Source organism: Sporichthya sp. (assembly GCF_013815995.1).
Lineage (GTDB): Bacteria > Actinomycetota > Actinomycetes > Sporichthyales > Sporichthyaceae > Sporichthya.
Genome location: NZ_JACDFE010000017.1, coordinates 1 through 19,796 on the forward strand (window position 1 = coordinate 1; position 19,796 = coordinate 19,796).

Annotated in this window: 20 protein-coding genes, 1 tRNA gene and 1 pseudogene; 10 read left to right on the forward strand and 12 right to left on the reverse strand. The window is 71.0% G+C overall.

From position 1 onward, the window contains the following. Positions 1-18: 18 nt before the first annotated feature. The 4 genes from H0X00_RS03645 to H0X00_RS03660 all read right to left on the reverse strand — a co-directional run bounded on the left by H0X00_RS03645 (position 19) and on the right by H0X00_RS03660 (position 4,919). A complete protein-coding gene (locus H0X00_RS03645) occupies positions 19-2,334 on the reverse strand; it encodes a cation-translocating P-type ATPase (protein ID WP_293767382.1) in 2,316 nt (771 codons plus the stop codon). A gap of 11 nt (positions 2,335-2,345) precedes the next feature. Beyond that, a complete protein-coding gene (locus tag H0X00_RS03650; RefSeq protein ID WP_293767384.1) occupies positions 2,346-3,413 on the reverse strand; it encodes a hypothetical protein in 1,068 nt (355 codons plus the stop codon). A gap of 115 nt (positions 3,414-3,528) precedes the next feature. Next, positions 3,529-3,741 (reverse strand): heavy-metal-associated domain-containing protein, encoded by a 213-nt coding sequence (locus tag H0X00_RS03655; protein WP_293767385.1) that lies wholly within the window; start codon positions 3,739-3,741, stop codon positions 3,529-3,531. After that, positions 3,738-4,919: a sulfite exporter TauE/SafE family protein gene (locus H0X00_RS03660; RefSeq protein WP_293767386.1), complete on the reverse strand. Its 1,182-nt coding sequence runs from the start codon at positions 4,917-4,919 to the stop codon at positions 3,738-3,740. Before H0X00_RS03660 ends, H0X00_RS03655 begins: the two co-directional genes overlap by 4 nt. Positions 4,920-5,617: 698 nt before the next feature. Between H0X00_RS03660 and H0X00_RS03665 the strand changes: the two genes are divergently transcribed. Continuing rightward, entirely contained in the window at positions 5,618-6,040 is a 423-nt protein-coding gene (locus tag H0X00_RS03665; protein WP_293767387.1) for a hypothetical protein, read from the forward strand. Positions 6,041-6,198: 158 nt separating this feature from the next. Further along, on the forward strand, positions 6,199-7,008 hold the full coding sequence (locus H0X00_RS03670) for a hypothetical protein (protein WP_293767388.1): 810 nt from the start codon (positions 6,199-6,201) through the stop codon (positions 7,006-7,008). Positions 7,009-7,028: 20 nt separating this feature from the next. Here H0X00_RS03670 and H0X00_RS03675 read toward each other — a convergent pair whose 3' ends face one another. From H0X00_RS03675 to H0X00_RS03700, 6 genes are all read right to left on the reverse strand, one after another. Next, positions 7,029-7,532, reverse strand: coding sequence for an FMN-binding protein (locus tag H0X00_RS03675; RefSeq protein ID WP_293767389.1), 504 nt, complete (start codon positions 7,530-7,532; stop codon positions 7,029-7,031). After that, a complete protein-coding gene (locus tag H0X00_RS03680; RefSeq protein WP_293767390.1) occupies positions 7,529-8,926 on the reverse strand; it encodes a ferric reductase-like transmembrane domain-containing protein in 1,398 nt (465 codons plus the stop codon). Before H0X00_RS03680 ends, H0X00_RS03675 begins: the two co-directional genes overlap by 4 nt. 104 nt (positions 8,927-9,030) lie before the next feature. After that, positions 9,031-9,822 carry an FAD:protein FMN transferase gene (locus tag H0X00_RS03685; RefSeq protein WP_293767391.1) on the reverse strand — a complete coding sequence of 264 codons (792 nt, stop codon included), beginning with the start codon at positions 9,820-9,822 and terminating at the stop codon, positions 9,031-9,033. Between the two features lie 75 nt (positions 9,823-9,897). Further along, positions 9,898-10,599, reverse strand: a complete 702-nt coding sequence (locus tag H0X00_RS03690; protein ID WP_293767392.1) for a hypothetical protein — start codon at positions 10,597-10,599, stop codon at positions 9,898-9,900. After that, positions 10,596-11,063, reverse strand: coding sequence for an RNA polymerase sigma factor (locus H0X00_RS03695; protein WP_293767393.1), 468 nt, complete (start codon positions 11,061-11,063; stop codon positions 10,596-10,598). Before H0X00_RS03695 ends, H0X00_RS03690 begins: the two co-directional genes overlap by 4 nt. Positions 11,064-11,221: 158 nt before the next feature. After that, entirely contained in the window at positions 11,222-11,797 is a 576-nt protein-coding gene (locus H0X00_RS03700) for a TetR/AcrR family transcriptional regulator (protein WP_293767394.1), read from the reverse strand. 123 nt (positions 11,798-11,920) lie between these two features. Here H0X00_RS03700 and H0X00_RS03705 point away from each other — a divergent pair, with 123 nt between their 5' ends. The 5 genes from H0X00_RS03705 (at position 11,921) to H0X00_RS03725 (ending at position 16,155) form a co-directional block, all read left to right on the forward strand. Next, the gene (locus tag H0X00_RS03705; RefSeq protein WP_293767395.1) at positions 11,921-12,142 is read left to right on the forward strand and encodes a hypothetical protein; all 222 of its coding nucleotides are present in this window, start codon (positions 11,921-11,923) and stop codon (positions 12,140-12,142) included. Continuing rightward, the gene (locus tag H0X00_RS03710; protein ID WP_293767396.1) at positions 12,142-12,663 is read left to right on the forward strand and encodes a hypothetical protein; all 522 of its coding nucleotides are present in this window, start codon (positions 12,142-12,144) and stop codon (positions 12,661-12,663) included. The genes H0X00_RS03705 and H0X00_RS03710 overlap by 1 nt, the downstream gene beginning before the upstream one ends. Positions 12,664-12,824: 161 nt before the next feature. Then, positions 12,825-13,493 carry an ArsR family transcriptional regulator gene (locus H0X00_RS03715; RefSeq protein ID WP_293767397.1) on the forward strand — a complete coding sequence of 223 codons (669 nt, stop codon included), beginning with the start codon at positions 12,825-12,827 and terminating at the stop codon, positions 13,491-13,493. Continuing rightward, positions 13,490-14,854, forward strand: a complete 1,365-nt coding sequence (locus H0X00_RS03720; RefSeq protein ID WP_293767398.1) for an MBL fold metallo-hydrolase — start codon at positions 13,490-13,492, stop codon at positions 14,852-14,854. The genes H0X00_RS03715 and H0X00_RS03720 overlap by 4 nt, the downstream gene beginning before the upstream one ends. Continuing rightward, on the forward strand, positions 14,851-16,155 hold the full coding sequence (locus H0X00_RS03725) for an MFS transporter (RefSeq protein WP_293767399.1): 1,305 nt from the start codon (positions 14,851-14,853) through the stop codon (positions 16,153-16,155). Before H0X00_RS03720 ends, H0X00_RS03725 begins: the two co-directional genes overlap by 4 nt. 130 nt (positions 16,156-16,285) lie before the next feature. Here H0X00_RS03725 and H0X00_RS03730 read toward each other — a convergent pair. Beyond that, positions 16,286-16,523, reverse strand: a pseudogene (locus H0X00_RS03730) (MFS transporter); the annotation flags it as partial. A 323-nt stretch (positions 16,524-16,846) separates the two neighbouring features. Here H0X00_RS03730 and H0X00_RS03735 point away from each other — a divergent pair. Continuing rightward, a complete protein-coding gene (locus tag H0X00_RS03735) occupies positions 16,847-17,128 on the forward strand; it encodes a metal-sensitive transcriptional regulator (protein WP_367186417.1) in 282 nt (93 codons plus the stop codon). A 29-nt stretch (positions 17,129-17,157) separates the two neighbouring features. Continuing rightward, positions 17,158-17,364 carry a heavy-metal-associated domain-containing protein gene (locus H0X00_RS03740; RefSeq protein WP_293767402.1) on the forward strand — a complete coding sequence of 69 codons (207 nt, stop codon included), beginning with the start codon at positions 17,158-17,160 and terminating at the stop codon, positions 17,362-17,364. Positions 17,365-18,366: 1,002 nt separating this feature from the next. On the opposite strand, the gene H0X00_RS03745 is transcribed toward H0X00_RS03740, so the two are convergent. Beyond that, positions 18,367-18,440, reverse strand: a tRNA-Gly gene (locus H0X00_RS03745). Positions 18,441-18,664: 224 nt separating this feature from the next. Between H0X00_RS03745 and H0X00_RS03750 the strand changes: the two genes are divergently transcribed. Next, positions 18,665-19,684 (forward strand): sensor domain-containing diguanylate cyclase, encoded by a 1,020-nt coding sequence (locus H0X00_RS03750; RefSeq protein ID WP_293767403.1) that lies wholly within the window; start codon positions 18,665-18,667, stop codon positions 19,682-19,684. Positions 19,685-19,796 lie beyond the last annotated feature (112 nt).

The following is a 19,796-nucleotide window of genomic DNA, read 5'->3' on the forward strand; positions in this document are numbered from 1 at the left end:
CCCCGACGTGCAACGCGTTCAGCTCGCATCGGCCCGCCGCAGAGGTGCGAAGCGGCGTAGGCGCAGGCTGTTGGTGACGACGAACACCGAGCTGAACGCCATCGCGGCGCCCGCGATCATCGGGTTCATCAGCGCGGCGGCCGCCAGGGGTAGGGCGGCGACGTTGTAGGCGAAGGCCCAGAACAGGTTGCCCTTGATCGTGGCCAGGGTTCGCCTGGCCAGGCGGATCGCGTCGGCGGCCGCACGCAGGTCGCCGCTGACCAGCGTCAGGTCGCTGGCGGCGATCGCGGCGTCGGTGCCGGTGCCCATCGCCAGGCCGAGGTCGGCCTGGGCGAGCGCGGCGGCGTCGTTGACTCCGTCGCCGACCATGGCCACGGTGCGGCCTTCGGCCTGCAGGCGCTTGATCACCTCGACCTTCTCCGCGGGCAGGACCTCGGCGATCACCTCGGAGATGCCGACCGAAGCGGCGACGGCGTGCGCGGCGCGGGTGTTGTCGCCGGTGAGCAGCACCGGGCGCAGGCCGAGTGCCTTGAGCTCGTCGATGGCCTGCGCGGAGGTCGGCTTCACGGTGTCGGCGACGACCAGGACCCCGCGCATCGCACCGTCCCAGCCCACCCAGATCGGGGTCTGACCGGCGGCCTCGGCCTGATCGGCCGCGGCGACCAGGGACTGCGGGGCGTGCTGGGACCATTGCTCGGCGAGCCAGCTTCGGCGCCCGGCCACGACCGCGTGCCCGTCCACGACTCCGGCCACGCCGCGACCGTCGGTGCTGGCAAAGTCCTCGACCTCGGCGACCGGCCGGCCTTCAGCCAGGGCGCCGGCCACGACGGCCCGGGCGATCGGGTGCTCGGAGGCGTTCTCCAGCGCGGCGCCGAGCTCGAGGACGCGATTGCGATCCTGGCCGTCCGCCGGGTACACGCCGAGCAAGGTCATCTGACCGGTGGTCACGGTTCCGGTCTTGTCCAGCACGATGGTGTCGACCCGCCGGGTGCTCTCCAGCACCTCCGGGCCCTTGATCAGGATGCCGAGTTGAGCGCCGCGCCCGGTGCCGACCAGCAGGGCGGTCGGGGTGGCCAGACCGAGGGCGCAGGGGCAGGCGATGATCAGCACCGCGACCGCGGCGGTGAACGCGAGTTCCCCGCTGGCGCCGTTGCCCAGCCACAGGCCCAGGGTGCCCGCCGCGAGCACGAGCACGATCGGCACGAACACCCCGGAGACCCGGTCGGCCAGCCGTTGCACGGCCGCCTTGCCGGTTTGCGCTTCTTCGACCAGGCGGGCCATCTGGGCGAGCTGGGTGTCCGCGCCGACGCGGGTCGCGCGGACGACCAGGCGTCCGCCGGCGTTGACCGTCGCTCCGGTGACCGGGTCGCCCGGGCCGACCTCAACCGGCACGGATTCCCCGGTGAGCATGGAGGCGTCCACCGCCGAGGTGCCGGAGCTCACGACCCCGTCGGTGGCGATCTTCTCCCCGGGACGGACCACGAACTCGTCGCCGACCGTGAGGGCGTCGATCGGGATCCGCTCTTCGATACCGGCGCGAAGCACGGCGACGTCCTTGGCGCCGAGGTTCATCAGGGCGCGAAGCGCAGCTCCGGACTGTCGCTTGGCTCGTGCCTCGAAGTACCGGCCGGCGAGGATGAACACGGTGACCGCCGAGGCGACCTCCAGGTAGATCTCATCCGATCCGCCGCCCCGCTCGGGCACCAGGTGAAAGCCCATGGTCATGCCCGCATCGCCGGCGCCGCCCAGGAACAGGGCGTAGAGCGACCAGCCGAACGCGGCGAGGACGCCGACGCTGATCAGGGTGTCCATGGTGGCGACGCCGTGGCGAAGGTTGGCCCAGGCGGCGCGGTGGAACGGCAGCGCCCCCCAGATCGTGACCGGCGCCGCCAGGGTGAGGCTGGCCCACTGCCAGTAGTCGAACTGTGCCGGCGGGATCATCGCCATCACCAGCACCGGCAGGGTGAGCAGGGCGCAGATGATCAACCGGGTGCGCAGCGCCGCGGCGGGATCGGCTTCCTCGGCGACCGGGTCCGAACCCGCCGCCTTTGCGCCGGGGGGCGCCGGTGGCTTGGGCAACGTCGCGGTATAACCGGTCGCAGTCACGGCGGCGACCAGATCCTCGGTGCCGATCGAGGGGGAGGCCGAGGGGGAGTAGGTGACCCGCGCCTTCTCGGTCGCGTAGTTCACCGAAGCGGTGACCCCGGGCAACTTGTTGAGAGCCTTTTCCACCCGGCGGGCGCAGGACGCGCAGGTCATGCCGCCGACCTGCAGGTCGAGCGTCTTCGTGTCGCTCCCGTCCGGGGAGACGGTGGGGACCTCGATGGTGGTCATGTCCGGCTCCTTCAGTGGCCGCTGTGGCCGCCGCCGGCGGCCTCAGGCTCGGTAGATGCGGACGGGGCCGACGAGGTGGTCGGTGCTGAGGGCGCGTCAGCTGTTGGCACGCTCGCGGTGGCGGGCACGTCCACGGTGAACTCCGCGGTCCGCACCGAGCCGCCGTGGGCGAAGTTCAGGTACAGGCGGTAGCGGCCCGCTGTCGGGAACGTGGTACCGAACCGAATGTCGGGCCCGCCACGCTGACCGGCGGTTGCCTCATCGACCGGGTGGGTGTGCAGGTAGGCCAGATCGCCCGACCGCAATGAGACCAGGTGCCCGAACGCGCCCAGGTAGGGCTCGAGGTCGGACACCGGCGACCCGTCTCTGGTCACCGTGAAGGCCACCTCCGACTCGACCCCGGCGCCGGGGGTCCCGCTCAGCGTGACCTCGTAGCCGTCGTCGGACCACTCGGTGGAGGGCGCGGGCAGCTCGGCGGGGTCGAACTCGCCCGGCACGAACACATCCGCGCCCAGAGTCAGCGTCTCGGTGAGCGAAGCCGGCGCGAAGTCGGCGAACACCCGGTACACCCCGGCCTCGGTCAGATTCACCGGAACCGACCAGGTGCCGGTCTCATCGCGCTCGGGATGCAGGTGCTGAAACCCCGTGAAATCGCGGCGTACCACGATCAGGTGCAGTTCCTTCTCATGCGTGGGCCGATAGTTCAGCACCGGACCCCCGTCCGGGCTCTCGATCGTGAACGCGACCTCGACCGCATCCCCGACGCCCGGGCTGGGATCGTCCAGGCGCAGGGCGTACCCGCGTTCGGACACGGCCAGGCCCGGTACCTCGGGGCCGGCGGGTGCCGGCGCCCCACCCGGCGTGGGTGCGCCCACCGCGGACCCCCCGGGGGGCTCCTCACCTGTATCGCTGCCCATGTCCATGCCGCTGTGTCCGCCGTCGGCGGGATCATCGGCGGCCGCGAGCCCGACGGTCCGGGAGTCCACGATCGGGTCGAAGGCCGACCCGACGCCGAAGGCCAGCGCGAAGACGGCCGCGGTTGACGCGGCGAACACGGTGAGTTTGACGGGGACCTTCATGAACGTCGACTCCTTGGGACCTGCGGCGGCAGGCGGATGGTCCGGGGTGGATACCGGCTACCCCTAGGGGGTAACTAGACCTACTATTACCCCTGGGGGGTATCTGGTCAAGTCGTCAGAGGGGACGGGCGGTGTAGCCCTCGGCCTCGATGGCCGCGAGCACGGTTGCGGGAGTGGCTCCGGTCCCGTCCAGCTCGACCGTGGTGCGCTCGGTCTTCATGTCGGTGCTGGAGCGCACCACGCCCGGCAGGTCCTCGACGGCCTCGTCGATCAACATGCCGCAGCTGGGGCAGTGCATCCCGGTGATGGCCAGCACGAGGGTGCTCACGATGCACTTCCTGCGGGGTCGGCGGCGCCAGGCGCACCGGTGATCGGTCCACCGGTGATCGGCACGGCCTGGAAGGCGATCCGCCCGGTGTACATCCCCATCCCGCAGGTGTACTTCAACGTGCCCTCCTTAGGCGTGCCCAGGTCGACCGACGTCACGCCCGTCTCGGGCAGAACTTCTTGGATGCCCTTGCTCGCGACCACGAACGCGCGGGTGCAACCGCCGGTGTCATCGGTGACCAGGTCCAGGCGGGTCGGCACGCCGGGGAGCGCGCTGATCGCGGACGGGCTGTAGCCGCCGCTCTTCACGGTCAGCGTGATGAGCTGCGTACCGTCGGGCAATGTGCGGACGGCCTTTGCCGAGTCCGCAGCAGAGATCTCCGATGATCCCCGCTCCGGTCCCCAGTCGCCCAGAACGAGGGCGGAGTTAGCCGTCCACGCTGCGACCGCAAGCACTACGACACCGGTGGCGATCGACAACCGGCCCTGCCAGAGCCGGGTGGATTGGCGCAGCAGATAACCGAGCAGCGCGAACAGCGGCGCCGTGCCGAGCACGAACCCGGCCATCACCGCGGCGCCGGCGACCACGGAGCCGGAGGTGATTGCCAGCAGCCAGACGCTCAGGGTGACCCCGCACGGCAGCAGCACGGTCAGGAACCCGAGCAGGGCGGGGGTGAACGCGGCATCGGTGCGGGCGCCGCGCCGGACCCGGCGGGTCCACGCCTCGGGCGCTCGTGGGGTGAGCCCGCGCACGGCCTTGACCCCGAGCATGTCCAGGGCGAACACGACCATCAGCGCGGCGGCCATCAACAGCAGCACGGCCCGGGTGCGGGGGCTGGGCTGCGCGGCCGCGCCGAGCGCGCCGAAGGCCGCGCCGAGCAGGCTGTGGGACACGAGCTTGGCGGACAGGAACGCGCCCAGGGCGATCAGCGGGCCGGCGTCGTCGCCGGCGGTATCGGCTCGTCCCTGGGTGGCCGCGCGGTGAGCGCCCTGGCCGCCACCTGGGGGCCCGCCGGGCACGGTGACGCGCTCGGCAGTAGAGAGTTCGGCGGTGGCCGCGGCGGTCCGGCGGCGGCCTACCGCACCGGCGAGCAGGCCACCCTGCACAGCGGCGCAGGACGCACCGCCGGCGATGGCTCCGGTCGTGAGACCGGTGAAGAACAAGGCAGTGGCAGACACGAGGACGGGGACCCTTCTGGTCGCGGAGCCGGCGCGGTTGGCGCGCGGCGGGAACGCCGAGATGCACCGGTGCCCAAAGGCACCGGTGTCGGGACGTTCTCCTAGATCCGCTGGACGCAGAGAGTGGCGATATCCGGTGGACGTGGATACGCGACGGCGAACACGGCGGTACGCAGACGGGATGCCGGCGCGATCACGGCCCGCACGAGCGCTGCGGCATCTGGCAGGGCCAAGACGCCGATGACGGCCGTCGCCGAGCTCGCCATGCAGGTCAGGCCGTGGTCCGTGCCCGGGCTGTGGGAGCCGTGGCCACCCTCAGGCTCCGCCGGAGCCTGTACCGGGGTCGTCGACACGACCGAACCACTCGCCTGGTGTGCCCCGTGGCCTGCTGGGGATGCAGCCGCGATTGCCGCTGGCTCGGGCGCGGATTCCGTGGCTGCGGCGACGGACTGTCCCAACCCGAGCAGGCAGAAGAGCACCGCGAACAGCAACAGAAGTCGCGGTGCGAGTCGCTCGATTCGGGTGTGCGGTGCCATAGCTCCCCGGATAGTACGTGCCGCAGGTAGGCGTTCGCGATCTCTTCGGCGCGCCGCCCGGGTTCGGATTGGCCCGGATGGCCCCCGGTCCTGGAAATTGGGCGATTCGATCGCTAACCTGCGCTGACATGTGCCCCGAACAGGACCGCCGGTGATGTCGGCATGAGCACTGCCGGGCACGTCTGCAACCACCGCGGGCTGGGCACGGCGCGGCACATCGGGGTCAGGACACTCGGCTTGCTCGCCGTCGTTGCTGCCGTCGCCGGACTGGTGGTTCACCTGTTCGGCCCAGCCCTGCAGCACGGCGCGCACGACACGGTGTCCGTCTCGGTGCACGTGGCAGACGCCGCCGTCGTCGACCACGGCGATGGGGTCGCGATCGGGGCGGCCGCCAGTTCGCAGGACGACCGCGCTTGCGGGACCGCGGTGCGACCGTCGGGTGCATCCGTTGCGCCGGTCGTCACTGCGCCTGCCGCTGCGTGGGACCCACCCGCCGCGGCGCCGCTGACCTGTCCGCGGTGGAGTTCCGTGAACCAGGATCGGTCGACCGAGCGCCTCCGAAGTCCAGGGTTGCTGCGCAGATAGGACGCGCCATCCCGCGCCTTGACGGGCGGGATCTGATGCGTCGTCCGTTATCCGCGTTCTCTTGGAGGTTCCGTATGTCCCGCCACACCGCAGCCCCGGATGCCCCGGCTCACCGTTCCGAACCGGATCGGCAGAAACTCCCCCGTCGGCTTCACGCCATGCGCCGTGAACCCGTGCTCGCCCTCGCGGTGTTCGCCTCCCTCGGCGCCGCCATCGTGCACGCCGCGGTCGCCCCGGAACACCGGGATTGGTGGGCCAGCGTCACCTTCTTCGCCGCGCTCGCGACCTTCCAGATCGGCTGGGCGCTCTACCTGCTCGCCCGTCCAGCATCGCGCGCCATCCTGCTGCTCGGCGCCGGTGTCAACCTCGCAACGCTGGGGACCTGGCTGGTCAGCCGGACCACCGGAATGCCCTTCGGGCCGCATCAGGGCCAGGCCGAACCCGCCACTCGGGCCGACATCCTGGCAACCGTGCTCGGCGCACTCGTCGTGGTCGCCGCGATCGGTGCGGTGCGCGGCTGGAATCCGGCCCCGCGGCTGGCGCTGGTGCGGCCGGCGATGGCGACCGGAGCCAGCGGGCTTGCGGTGTCCGCGTTGTCGATCGTCGCGCTCACGGGCGTGTCCGGTCACGCCCACCCCGCCGGCGGGGAGCATGGTGAACACGGCGGGCATGCGCCGGGCGGGATCCAGCCTGCCGCGGTCTCGGTCGAGCTGACGCCGCCGGCCACCGCGAGCGTGGCTGACTGCGTGAAGGCCGCGAAGGCGGCGGCGCGGTCAAGCGCGAAGGCCACGTCCGGCGCCAAGACCACCTCAGGCACACAAGCCAAGGCAACCAAGGCGGAGAGGGCGAAGCTCCAGGTGGCGCTCGCGCAGTGCCGGGCCTCGGCCGCCCCCGCCACCGCGACCGCCGCGCCCGCGCCGAGCACGGCGGCGGTTCCGCACGATGATTCCGACGGTCACAGCCACTGAGGTCGACGTGCCGGCGCCGTCTAGCCGTCGGCGGAATGGCCGCCGTGCGGGTCGCCTGGGTCGCTCTCCGGCGGCGCGGCGTGGGCGGCGTCGAGGGCGGCCTGCAGTGATTCTCGGTAGGCCGCCGAGGTATGGGTGGCGCCCGAGACCGTGTCGATCTCGGAGCTCTGCTCGATCAACGCCTGACCCTGCAGGACCTGCACCGCGTCGTCGTTGATGGCTTTGTCGACCAGGTTCTCGCGCGGATAGACCACGGCAGCGGCGTTCTCGATGTACCCGTCCCGCAACCCGAGCCGGACCTGGACCGGTCCGTAGGGAGTCGCGATGACGGGGCCGTCCACGGTGAGTAGGCCACCGCTGTTGGCGGTGATCACCGCTTGTGAGGCACCGTCAGCAACTGTCGTTTGCGACTGGGACGCACGCCCGCTGGTGCTGGTCGGGTAGAGCAGGAGCCACACCAGCGCGACGCCGGTCGCCCCGGCGAGGGCGGCGTTGCGGCGCACGGCCCACCGCGGCGCGCTCACCAGGCGAACCGTTCGACGTGGATCCGGGCCCGCGGCGACCCGGCCGCCTCGGCGGCCGCGCACACCGCGCTCGCCCAGCCGTCGGGGCCACACACGAAGACATCGGACTGGCCCACCTCGGGGACGAAGTGGCGTATCGCCTCGGAGTCAGTTCCGGCGAACGCCCCCTCGGGCAGCCAGCGTGGCCCGGCCTCGGCGCGAGGACCCACCAGGTAGTGCACGGTGATCCCGCGCACGGCGGCCAGGGCGTCCATCTCGCCCCGGAACACCAGGTCCGCCTCGGCGCGGGCCCGGTACACCAGCACCGCGGCGCCCGGGGGATAGGGCAGGGCCTCCAGCAGCGCCCGCACCGGGGTGATGCCGATCCCGCAGGCGAACATCGCCAGCATGGTTCCGGTGCGGTCGCGCCCGGTCAGCCGGCCGTAAGGTCCTTCGATCGTGACCCACGTTCCCGGCTCGAGCGCGGTCAGCCGGGCGGTATCGCCCTTCGCTGTGAGCCGCAGGCTGGAGGGGCCGGGTGGCGCCGACAGCGAATACGGATGCGCGTGTGACCAGCCGGTGCCGGACAGGAAGCGCCACAGGAAGAACTGACCGGCTTGTGCGTCCAACCGGTCCAGTGCCCGGCCTTCGAGGTGGACGCTGACAACGTCATCGCTCTCGCGGACGACGGTGCGCACGGTCAGCTGGTGCCGGAAGGTGCGCCACACCGGCACCCCGACCCGGTAGGTGAGCACGGCGCCTGCGGTGAGTGCGTAGAGGCCCAGCCAGTAGACCCGGGCGAGCGGCGATTCGGTGAAGCTGGCGCCGGTCCAGATCTGGTGCGGGAGCGCGAGGCCGACGCCGAGGTAGGCGTAGAGGTGCAGCAGGTGCCAGCTCTCGTAGCGCAGGGCACGCCGGGCCACGCGCATCGAGGTCGCGGCCACCATCGTCAACGCCAGCGCAGCAGCTACGGCCAGCAACATGCCGGGGTAGTTGGTGATCAGGTCCCAGGTCTGGCGCGCCACGTTCGCGTCCACGAGCAGGGAGTAACCCGAGGTCACGGCGCCGATGTGCAGCCAGAGCAGCAGGAACGAGCTGAACCCGGCCACCCGATGCCACCGGGCCAGGGCCGCCCGGCCGACGCTGCGCTCCAGCGCCGGGATCCGGGCCATCAGCAGCACCTGGAGCAGCAACAGGTCCGCGGACACCAGCCCGGCGAGTCGTCCGAGCGCTGTCACCAGGTTCGCGGGGCTTGCGCTCGCGTCTGCCGCGCCGGGCCCGGTCGCCCACAGGGCGACGACAACAACAAGGCTGCCCACGGCGAGTGCGGGGTTCACCCAATGTGGTGGGGCATGGCGGCCCCGCGCCCGGCCCAGGATCGACCCGGTGCGCTGCGCGGTGAGCGGCGCTGTCACATGGTGAGGATGCCCGAGCCCGGTGCCGGGTGCCCCGCGAATCGCCCACCGGATCGAACGTCCCCGGACGATGCCAGGGCAAATCGGACCCGAACGGCCGCGGATCAGCGCGTGCCGAGCGGCCGGGTCGTGGTCGGCCAGTCCTCTGTGGTGGTCGTGGCGCCGTCCGTGGTGATGGCCAGCCCGGCGTAGTCGGCGGCCAGCGCGAGGACCTCGGCCCAACCGGGACCGGCGGCGAACGCGGCGGTCGCGAGCACGTCCGCGGTCTCCAGCGACGGGCCTGCGACCGTCACCGAGGCCCAGTGCGGTTCGGCGGCGCGTCCCGTTCGTGGGTCGTAGATGTGCGACCCGCGGACAGACGTGCCGCTGGTCGCGACCGCGCCCGTGTCGCACTCAAGGACGGCAGCGATCCGGGTCGGGTCCTGCGGGTCGGCGATACCCACCTGAAAGGTCCGCCCGTGGGCACACAGGACGATGACGTCACCGCCCGCGTTCAGACACCAGTCCACTTGGGGGACCGCGGCCAGATGGCGAGCGCAGCGCTGGGCCGCCCAGCCCTTGACGAAACCGGAAGGGTCCCACCGGCCGTCCGGCCGGGTCGCGTCGAACAAGCCATTGGTGAGTTCGCGTGCCCGTGCGCAGCCGCGCTCGACGTCCCGAACCTGGGGCGGACACTGGTCCAGGGTGACCTCGCCGCGACCTAGTCGGCTCACGGCGCTGTCGGGTCGGTAGGTCGAAAACATCGCATCGACGGCGCGTAGTTCGGCGAAGGCGGCTGCACTCGCGCGCTCCGCCAGCTCCGACCCGGCCGCCTCGCCTCGGGCGAGCACGCTGATCGGCATGCCCATGATCTGCTCGACCCAGCTTCGTCGCGGAGGCAAGGGGCCGACTGACATGGGTTGGATTCTCCCGTAGCACCGTGCTCGCCGGGCAACCTCCAGGTTTGACGGGGCGTCCTCCCGTTCGAGGCGTCAGGCCGGCGGCTTGGTTGCTGCCGCCTCCTGCCGGACCTGCGCCAGGGTGAAGGGGGCGTCCGGGTCCGAGCCGCGCATGGTGAACTCGCCCTGGCCGCCACCGGTCACCTGCCAGTGTTCGGGTCGGATCGAGGCGTTCACCGTTCCCGCGGTGCTGGCCAGGAACAGCAGAACGCGCTCCCCGGGGACGAGCCGGGCGCCCAGGGTGGGGCCGGTCGAGATGGCGTTGCCGTAGGAGTAGTCAAAGGCCACCACTTCGGCGCTGCGCGGACCGCGGATCGTCTCCTCGACGACGACGGTGGCGAGGACGTAGTCCAGGCCCCCCGAATCCTCGGACGCAGTTCCCTGGCGCACCTCACCGATCGTGCCCACCACGATGCGCTCGGACTCGGACACAAGCCGGCGCAGGTCGTAGGTGACGCCCTGGGCGATCGGCGGATTTACTAGGGGACTCTCCGGTGGAGAGACCGCTGAGTCGGACGGGCCGGCGATCTCGGCGGGCCGGGAGGTATCGGCTGTCAGTTGAAAGGCCAGCAGCACCGCCAGGGCGGCGGCCGCGCTGCTCACCGCGATTACCGCCAGTCGCCGACTGGCCGGCGGCCTCGTCGCGACCTCCGGAGCTTCCGCGGCCAGCAGGGTCAGACCGCGCCGCAGCCGCGCCTCGACCTCGGGCGCCAGGTCGGTGTCCTCAGGATTCATCGGTCGCTCCCCAGTTCGTGACGCAGGATGGCCGCCGCGCGATGCAGGCGGGACTTCACGGTGCCCTCGGCGACGTGCAGCAGGTCGGCGATCTCGCCGACCTGCAGGTCTGCGTAATAGCGCAGCACGACAGTGGCGCGCAGGTCCGGATCGAGGCGCCGCAGTGCCGCCCGCACCGAGTGCTTGAGTGCGAGGTCAGGGTCGTCGTGGAGCTCGTTGCGGTGCAGCCGGAGTCGCTCGAAGGCTGCGCCCCGCCGCCGGGAGCTGCGATGGCGGTCCAACGCGACCCGGGTCGCCACCGCGCACGACCAGGCGCCCCGGTGTTCGACGTGGGTCGCGTTCTCCAGCAACCGCAGGTTCACGTCCTGCATGGCGTCATCGAGATCCGGGCCGCGCAGGCCGTTGAGGTACAGCACCGCACGGACCCGCGTCACCTCGGCGGCGGTCAGCGTGACGCCCTCCATCCTCATCACCCTCGCCTCGTCGGCCACGACAACCCGCCGGCAAGACGCCGGTGACGTGCTCGCGCTATCGCCATCGTTCTCCCCTTGTGCATGTGCAACTGTGACGCCGCAGCCGCCCAGAACGTTCTCGGAAACTTTCCGCCGGGAAGGCCGACGGATCAGTCCGGCGGGCGGAGCCCTGCCATCGTGACCGCCACGAGTCGGCGAACCGCCGCCCCGGACGAGAGCCGACCAGCGGCGCTCAGGGCGTGCAGGCAGTAGGTCGCGAGCTCGTCGGCCGGGATGTCGGCGCGCAGGGCGCCGGCCGCGGCACCCTCGCGCACCAGGCCTCGGATCATCGCCTGGACTTGGTGCTGAGCGTGCGTCACGTGATCGCCACGGTGCAGGACCGCCACGAGCTCGGGGTTGTGATGCCTGCGGTCCGCGGAGATGACAGCGAAGGCCTGTAGCACCCGCTCGAGCCGTCTACCCGGGTCGCCGGGCCGGTCACGAATCTCCTGGAGTTGGCTCACGTGCGCGGTGATCTCGCGCTCGTGCCAGGCGAGCAGGATCGCCTCGACGTCCGGGAAGTACTTGTACAGCGTCGCGCGGCCGATGCCGGTCACCTCGGCGATCCCAGACATTGTCACGCCCAGCGGACCGCGTTCGGCCGCTAGGGCCGCCGTGGTGTCCAGGATTGCGTCGCGCACCTCGCGGCGATGCTCCTCGATCGTCTGATTCCACAGCTTGGGCACCACACCAGCATACGCATCGACTTCCCTACGTCACTATGCCGAAGAGCGAGACAGTATGTATTGTAAAAGTGGCGGGGCAGCCATATCTGCGAGCGCTTCAACCGACGAGCAAGGGATGAGCGCATGACCGATGAATCGGAAGACCGCGTCGCCGAGGCCCGCGCCGGCATGCCGCGTTGGGTGAAGGTCTTCGCGGTGATCGGCGCCGCCGCCGTGGCACTGCTGACTGTTGCGATGCTGGCCGGCGGTGGCCCCGGTGAGCACGGTCCGGGTCGGCACGGCCAGGGCAATCACCCGCTTCCCCTCCCGGGCGCTTCCGCGTCGAGCCTGGTCGCCGCTCGGTGATGCTCGGGACCCGGGCGCGCAAGTTCGCGCTCACCGCGCACGTCGTGTCCTCGGTTGGCTGGCTCGGGGCGGCCGGGGTCTTTCTGGCCCTGGGTGTCGTGGGCTTGGCCAGCGGGGACCCCGAGGTGGTGCGCGCGGTCTACCTGGCGATGGACGCCGCCGATTGGGCCGTGCTCGTCCCGCTCGCTCTCGCGTCCCTGGCGACCGGTCTCGTGCAGTCCCTCGGGACCCGTTGGGGTCTGTTCCGTCACTACTGGGTCGTGGTCAAGCTCGCGATGACCATCCTTGGCGTTCTGGTCGTGGTGCTGTACACCCAGACCTTGAGCTATCAGGCGGACCTGGCGCGCGCCTCGGCCGGCGCCGACCTCGATGCGCTGCGCAGCGCGTCCCCCGTCCTGCACTCCGCGATCGGCATGGCGTTGCTCCTGGTCGCCGTGACCCTGTCGGTCTACAAGCCTCGGGGGGAGACGCGCCACGGCCAGCGGGCCCGGGCGAGGCAATGGATCTCCGAAGTGCCGTAGGGGGCGACGACCGAGCCGCATGAGGGGCTCGCGCAGCCCCACGCCTGCAGGTGAGGAACCCGCCGCTCAGGTCGGTGCCACCCGCTCCGAGCCTCTTCCTGCTCGCTGGTGGGGTCGGCTGGCCCTTGACAAGTATTCAAGCGAACTATTGAATACTTGAAATGGACAATCGCCGTCGTAAGGACGCACTGTTCGAGGCGATCGCGCTGATGGGCAAGGCGTTCGCCAGCCCGCGCCGGCTCGAGCTGCTCGAGCTGCTCGCCCAGGGGGCCCGGACGGTCGAGACGCTGGCCCAGGCCAGCGAGCAGTCCACGGCCAACGCCTCGCAGCACCTGCAGGCCCTGCACGCCGCAGGGTTGGTCACCCGCGAGCGGGACGGCACGCGGGTGCGGTACGCGCTGGCCGGCGACGACGCGCTGCGGCTGTGGCTGGCCCTTCGTGACGTCTCCGCCGCCCGTCTGGCGGAGGTCGAGCGCGCGGCGCGCGACTACGTCGGGGCGGACGTGGAGGCGATCGGCCAACTGGAGTTGCGCGACCGCCTGCGCCGGGGCGACGTCGTACTCGTCGACGTCCGCCCGACCGAGGAGTACGCCGCCGGCCACATCGACGGGGCGCAGTCGATCCCGCTGGACCAACTCCGGCAGCGGCTCGACGAGCTTGGGCTGGATCGGGAGATCGTGGCCTATTGCCGCGGCCCGTTCTGCGCCTACGCCCACGTTGCGGTTCGCCAACTGCGCACCGCCGGCCGCTGCGCGCGGCGCCTCGACGGGGGCTGGCCGGAATGGCGCCTCACCCAGAGCGCCTTCCTACGATCTGAGGGGGCGTCATGAGTGTCACCGACGGAGCGCTGATCCCGCTGGTCGACGAGGGCCTGGGCAACAGCTCCTACCTCGTCGACCTCGGTGGCGGCCGCGCCCTGGCGGTGGACGCGACCCGGGATCTGCGGGCGGTGCGAAAGGCCGCGGGCGAGCGCGGCCTGAAGGTGGCGTTCGCGGCCGACACCCATCTGCACGCCGACTTCTTGAGCGGGGCGGTGCAGCTCGCGAGCGAGTCCGGGGCCACCGTGCTGGCCTCCGCGGCCGGGCACCGGGCCTTCCCGCACGCCGCGTTGAACGACGGGGACGAGGTCGACCTCGGCGGGTTGACCCTGCGCGCATTGGCCACGGCCGGGCACACCGACGAGCACCTGTCCTTCCTGCTGCTGGACGGTGCAAGCGAGCTAGGTGTGTTCACCGGGGGATCCCTCATCGTCGGGTCCGCGGCCCGCACCGACCTGTTGGGGGCCGACCGGGCCGAGGAACTGGCCCGGGCCCAGTACCGCTCGCTGCAGCGCCTGCTGACCCTGCCCGACGCCACGCCCGTGTGGCCCACCCATGGCGCCGGGTCGTTCTGCTCCGCTCCGCCGGGTGCGGAGCGCACGTCCACCATCGGCGCCGAGAAGCAGTCCAACGCGTTGCTGGCCTGCGCGGACGAGGCCGCGTTCGTGGCGGCGCTGCTGGCCGGCCTGGGTTCCTACCCGGCGTACTTCGCCCGCCTCGGTGAGGTCAACCGGCGCGGCCCTGACGTGCTCGCCCGCGATCCGGCCTTGGCCGCGCTGAGTGTCACCGAAGTGCGGGACCAGCTGAGCAGCGGCGCACGCCTGGTCGATGTCCGGCCCGTCGCGGAGTTCGCCGCCGGCCACATCCCCGGCGCGATCTCGATCGCGCTGCGCGAGCAGTTCGCCACCTGGCTCGGCTGGCTGCTGCCCGTCGATGCGCCGCTGGTGTTCGTCCTCGGCGCCGGGCAGGACCCTGCCGAGGTCGCGTGGCAGGCCGCGAAGATCGGGTACAAACGGATCGCCGGGCAGCTGTCCGGCGGCATGCCCACCTGGCGCGCCGAGGGCGGGGCGCAGGAACGGATCGCCCTCATCACCGCCGCGGACCTCGGGCACCGTCCGGTCCTGGACGTCCGTCAGCACAGCGAGTACTCGGCCGGGCACGTCCCCGGCGCGGTGCACATCGAACTCGGCGACCTCCCCTCCCGGACGCACGCCACATCGGACGGGGCGGTCGTGATGTGCGGGCACGGGGAGCGCGCGATGACCGCCGCCAGCGTTCTGGCCCGGGCGGGCGCTTCTCGCTTGGCCGTTCTCGACGGTGGCCCGGACCAGTGGTCCGCGGCCACTGGCCGGGACCTGGCGGTGGACCGGTGACGCCCGCGCCCGACACGGAAGCTCCCACCGGCCCACGGCTGGGCCTGCGCGCGAACCTCGCCCAGTTCGGGTTGCTGGTCGCCGTCAACGCCCTGGTCGGCGGGATGCTCGGGCAAGAGCGCACAGTTCTTCCCCTGCTGGCCCAGGACGTGTTCCACCTGGACGCCTACTCCGCGGTCCTGACCTACATCCTGGCCTTCGGCGCGACCAAGGCTGTCACCAATTTCTTCGCGGGCACCTGGTCGGATCGCTACGGCCGCAAGCCCGTGTTAGTCGCCGGCTGGTTGGTCGGGCTGCCAGTGCCGTTGCTGCTGATCTGGGCGCCCAGCTGGGGTTGGGTCATCGTCGCGAACGTTCTGCTCGGCATCCACCAGGGCCTGGCCTGGTCGGCCACCGTCATCATGAAGATCGACCTGGTCGGTCCGGCCCGCCGCGGGCTAGCGATGGGCTTGAACGAGGCCGCCGGCTACGCGGCCGTCGCCGCGACGGCACTGGCCACCGGGGCCATCGCTGCCCACGCCGGCTTGCGCCCGGAACCGTTCCTGCTCGGAGTCGCCTACGCCGCGCTCGGGTTGGGCCTGTCCACCCTGGCCGTGCACGAGACCCGAGACCACGCGCGCGCCGAGGCCGCGGGCCACCCCGCCCGCGAAACCGACAACGCGAAACTGACCACACGTCAAATCATCTGGAGAACCAGCGCCGGCGACAAGGCCCTGTCCGCGGCCAGCCAAGCGGGCATGGTCAACAATCTGAACGACGCGCTGGCCTGGGGGATCTTCCCGCTGCTGTTCGCCGCCCACGGCCTGTCCATCACCCAGATCGGGGTCCTGGTTGCCCTCTACCCCGCGGTGTGGGGAGCCGGCCAACTGCTCACCGGCTGGTGGTCCGACCAGATCGGCCGCAAACATCTCATCACCGCCGGCATGCTGACCCAGGCCGCGGCCATCGCGCTGGTCGCCCTCGGCACCAGCTTCGGCATCTGGGCCGCGGCGCAGGTTCTGCTGGGCCTCGGCACCGCCCTGGTCTATCCCGCCCTGCTGGCGGTGATCGGCGATGTCGCCCACCCGGCCTGGCGCGCCCGCGCTGTCGGCGTCTACCGCCTGTGGCGCGACGGCGGGTTCGCCATCGGCGCCCTGCTTGCCGGAATCCTGGCCGACGCCTGGGGCCTGACCGCCGCGGTGTGGGCCGTCGCCGCCCTGACCGCCGCCTCTGGTCTGGTCGTCGCCACCCGTATGTATGAGACGCATCCGGCAATCGATCGCAGGCCCGCTGCGGAGTCCGCCATCGCCCACGTGGACTGACCTCCGCTACCAGGTGTAATTCGTCGCCGCTGGCGAAGCAGTTCGGCCACGCATCCGAGGATGCACGAGCCGACTGCGCGGGTGGTGGGCCGTCGGGCGAAGGCGAGCAGACGGGGAAGGTGCTCGCGCGTCATGCGCCGACCCTGACCGGTTCGGGAGCGGCGGCTGGCGCGAGTCGGGGGGTGCGCAGGGTCAGCGCGGCCAGGACGGCGCCCGCGGCGGCGATCACGGCCGCGCCGGTCAGTCCGGCGGAGAAGCCGTCGGTGAGGGCGACTGGGTCGCCGAGCTGGTCGGCGCCGTGTGCGGCCGCCAGGGCGGTCATGGCAGCCAGGCCTCTGCGGCAGGGCGACGCCGATGATCGAGGTATCCATGATCACCATGAACTGCGCTGCCGCAATGACCGCCAGCGCCGTCCGCTTGGCGGCGGGAGAGGTGCTCGTCACCAAATTACTCCTTACCGGTAGGGGGTATATCCGGAGGCAACCACAGAATCGGAGCCCGTGTCAAATACCCTGGGGGGGTACCATGCTCGGCACATCAAGCCAACTGACGCCCACTCACGCCGAAGGGAGAAACTCACGGCGGCCCCAGAGGTTCAGGAGGTCTGACGTGTGTGGAGTTTGACTTGTGGGACTTACCCTAGGGGGGTATGGTGTTCCTTGACATCGAACGGCGGCGGACAGGGACGGTCATGGCCGGTTACAGCAGCACCAAGGACGACCAGCTCAAGCGGCTGCGCCGCATCGAGGGCCAGATCCGCGGGATCGCCAAGATGGTCGAGGAGGACAAGTACTGCATCGATGTCCTCACCCAGGTCTCGGCCGCGACCAAGGCACTGCAGTCCGTCGCACTCGGCCTGCTCGACGAGCACATGGCGCACTGTGTCGTGGACGCTGCCCGGGTCGGCGGGGACGAGCAGGCCGCCAAGCTGCGCGAGGCGAGCGATGCGATCGCGCGCCTGGTCCGCAGCTGAACCCCACACAGCCGAAAAGGAGCCAACTCATGAGCACCGCGACGTACACCGTGACCGGGATGACCTGCGGCCACTGCGTCGCCGCGGTCACCGAGGAGGTGACCGAGCTTCCCGGGGTGATGGATGTACAGGTCGAGCTCGAGACCGGCCGCCTCACCGTGAGCGGTGACGCCACCGCGGCGGAAGTCCGTGCCGCCGTCGAGGAGGCCGGCTACGAGCTGGCCGCGCCGGCCTGAGCGCGGACCTCGCCTCCCTCCCGAGCGTCGGCGAGGTTGTCGACACGGGCAGCGCCGAGATCGGCTCGCGGGCGGTGGCGTGGGTCGGGTGGCACGACCAGACCGGCGGCGTTGGCCTGGGCAGTGTCCCGGCCAGCGCCGGGGCGGTCGACAAAGAAGTGACTAAGCGTCAGGATGCGGTCTAAGCAATCCGCCAACGGATCGGTCACGTCAAACCGTGCCGCGAAAGGCGCTTGTGTGACGAAGCTGACTGGGCGTCATGCAGTGCCGATCTTGCCGCCGAGCATTCAGGTCAGCTTCGCAACGAGCTGGCGCATCTCGGCAGCTCACGGTCCGGTTGATCCGCCGTCGAGGCCACCTCGGCGTCGATCCGCCTCCCTCGAAACGTCTCTAGCGAATCGAGTGCATCCTTGTCGGCGCCGGGGAGTGCGTGCAGGTATTTGCCTGTGGCCACAGTGCTGCCGTGGCCGAGGCGTTCCTTCACGACCTGGAGGTCGGCCCCGCCGGCAAGCAACCACGACGCGTGAGCGTGACGCGGGTGCCTATCCCAGCGGCTGCGACGCTGGGAATTCTGCACGTGGGTACGGAACGAGGCGGTAGGTCCAGGGAGAAGAAGTCCTGGCGGCCGTCGAACTGGAACCCGTTCAGCCAGGTCACGAGCCTGCCCGCCGGGGGAGGGGATTCGCGCTCCAGCGGTGCTTTGGTCCGCCCGGGTCCGGATCAGACCGAGCACGTCCGCCAGCGTCATCGCGTTCCCTCCAGGCGCGTCGGGCTCCGATCCGCGCCCAACATTTTGTCGCTTCGGCCTGCGCTGAAGGCTGTCGACCACGAGTCGGCGGAGGAACACCCAGGTCAGCCAGCTCGCGCGCGCCGTAGCCCGCCCCGCCGGCGTGACCTAGTCATGACCTAACGGGCGGCGAATCAGGGTCTGCAAGGGGTTCCGGCGGACAATTTTACGGTGGGTCAGAATGGCCGAAAAGTGTCTCTGACCTGGGAAAACGCTGGAGCGGGTGACCGGGATCGAACCGGCATGGCCAGCTTGGAAGGCTGGAGCTCTGCCATTGAGCTACACCCGCGAGGTGCAGCCCCCAGCTTAGAGGCCCGCCGCCGCTCAACTCGTCGGATACCCACGTAATTGACGGTGATGCTCGTCGGCGGGACGGCTGGACGAACTATCAGGTTCCCGGCATTTTGCGCTCCGCCTGAGGTGGAAACGCGGTGCGCAATAGGCCGGACGGCCCCTTCAGATCAATGCGTCGGAAGCCGACATCTCAGGGCGACCGACCAAGGGGGACCCACCATGTTCACACCGGAACACGCCAGCATCGCCGACGACGCACGGCTCGACGCGGTGCGTTGGATCGGCGAGGCCATCCTCAACATGGATGCCTCCTTCGACCGGGTGACGCGCCTGCTGTCCCACATGACCGGTGCGCCGCTGGCGGCGTTCTCCCTCGTCGGCCTGGAGAAGCAGTTCCTGCCCTCGGCCTTCGGGGTGGAGGAGCTCGAGGACAACGACAACGTCGGGGACGCCTTCTCCCGGGCCTGCATCGAGTCCGGCGACCTGCTGGTGGTCAACGACGCCATGTCGGACTTCCGGTTCGCCGACTCCGAGATGGTGATGGGTGCGCCGTACATCCGGTTCTATGCCGGCATGACGGTGCAGGCCCCCAACGGCATGCCGGTCGGGACGCTGTTCGTGCTCGACACCAAGCCGCGCGAGTTCTCCGACGACGACCTCGCCGCGTTCGCGGACCTGCGCGCCCAGCTGGAGGAGATGATCCTGCTCCGCACGCTGTCGGTGCGCGACCCGGGCACCGGGCTCTACAACCGCCGGTACTTCGAGGAGCTGCTCGAGCGCGAGTACCGCCGCAGCGCCCGCAACTCCCTGCCGCTGACCTACATCTCCGTCGACATCGACCGCTTCGGTTCCTACAACGACGAGTGCGGGGCGCTCGCCGGCGAGCACGCGATCAAGGCGGTCTCCGCCGCCCTGCAGGAGTGCTTCGGTCGCGGGGGTGACGTGGTGGCCCGCATCGGCGGCGCGACCTTCGCGATCCTGCTGCCGGACACCAACCCGGCGGGCGCCGAGCTGATGGCCGAGCGCTGCCGGGTCTCGGTCGAGGACCTCGACCTGGCCCACGACGGCGCCCCGGACGGTCTGCTCACGATCAGCCTGGGCGTGGTCGCGGGGGTCCCGGTGCCTGAAGTGGGCGGTGTCGACGCACTGGTCAAGTTGGCCGACGCGGCGCTGGGCCGGGCCAAGTCCGCCGGCCGCGATCGCGCCGAGCACGTGGTGCTCGGCGAGGACACCCCCTAGCGAACTGCTGTCGCCGCCGGGGCATCGACGGTGAAGGGCTTGCCGCGCAGCAGCAGCGTGCCCTCGGTCTTCATGGCCTGGTCGAAGTGCTTGTTCGACGGCAGCATCGCCG

Excerpts from the sequence above, each read along its gene's own strand:
- H0X00_RS03645 (WP_293767382.1), bottom strand. The coding sequence starts at position 2,334 with ATGACCACCATCGAGGTCCCCACCGTCTCCCCGGACGGGAGCGACACG.
- H0X00_RS03650 (WP_293767384.1), bottom strand. The coding sequence starts at position 3,413 with ATGAAGGTCCCCGTCAAACTCACCGTGTTCGCCGCGTCAACCGCGGCC.
- H0X00_RS03665 (WP_293767387.1), top strand. The coding sequence starts at position 5,618 with ATGAGCACTGCCGGGCACGTCTGCAACCACCGCGGGCTGGGCACGGCG.
- H0X00_RS03670 (WP_293767388.1), top strand. The coding sequence starts at position 6,199 with ATGCGCCGTGAACCCGTGCTCGCCCTCGCGGTGTTCGCCTCCCTCGGC.
- H0X00_RS03685 (WP_293767391.1), bottom strand. The coding sequence starts at position 9,822 with ATGTCAGTCGGCCCCTTGCCTCCGCGACGAAGCTGGGTCGAGCAGATC.
- H0X00_RS03690 (WP_293767392.1), bottom strand. The coding sequence starts at position 10,599 with ATGAATCCTGAGGACACCGACCTGGCGCCCGAGGTCGAGGCGCGGCTG.
- H0X00_RS03695 (WP_293767393.1), bottom strand. The coding sequence starts at position 11,063 with ATGGAGGGCGTCACGCTGACCGCCGCCGAGGTGACGCGGGTCCGTGCG.
- H0X00_RS03705 (WP_293767395.1), top strand. The coding sequence starts at position 11,921 with ATGACCGATGAATCGGAAGACCGCGTCGCCGAGGCCCGCGCCGGCATG.
- H0X00_RS03710 (WP_293767396.1), top strand. The coding sequence starts at position 12,142 with ATGCTCGGGACCCGGGCGCGCAAGTTCGCGCTCACCGCGCACGTCGTG.
- H0X00_RS03715 (WP_293767397.1), top strand. The coding sequence starts at position 12,825 with ATGGACAATCGCCGTCGTAAGGACGCACTGTTCGAGGCGATCGCGCTG.
- H0X00_RS03720 (WP_293767398.1), top strand. The coding sequence starts at position 13,490 with ATGAGTGTCACCGACGGAGCGCTGATCCCGCTGGTCGACGAGGGCCTG.
- H0X00_RS03735 (WP_367186417.1), top strand. The coding sequence starts at position 16,847 with ATGGCCGGTTACAGCAGCACCAAGGACGACCAGCTCAAGCGGCTGCGC.
- H0X00_RS03740 (WP_293767402.1), top strand. The coding sequence starts at position 17,158 with ATGAGCACCGCGACGTACACCGTGACCGGGATGACCTGCGGCCACTGC.
- H0X00_RS03750 (WP_293767403.1), top strand. The coding sequence starts at position 18,665 with ATGTTCACACCGGAACACGCCAGCATCGCCGACGACGCACGGCTCGAC.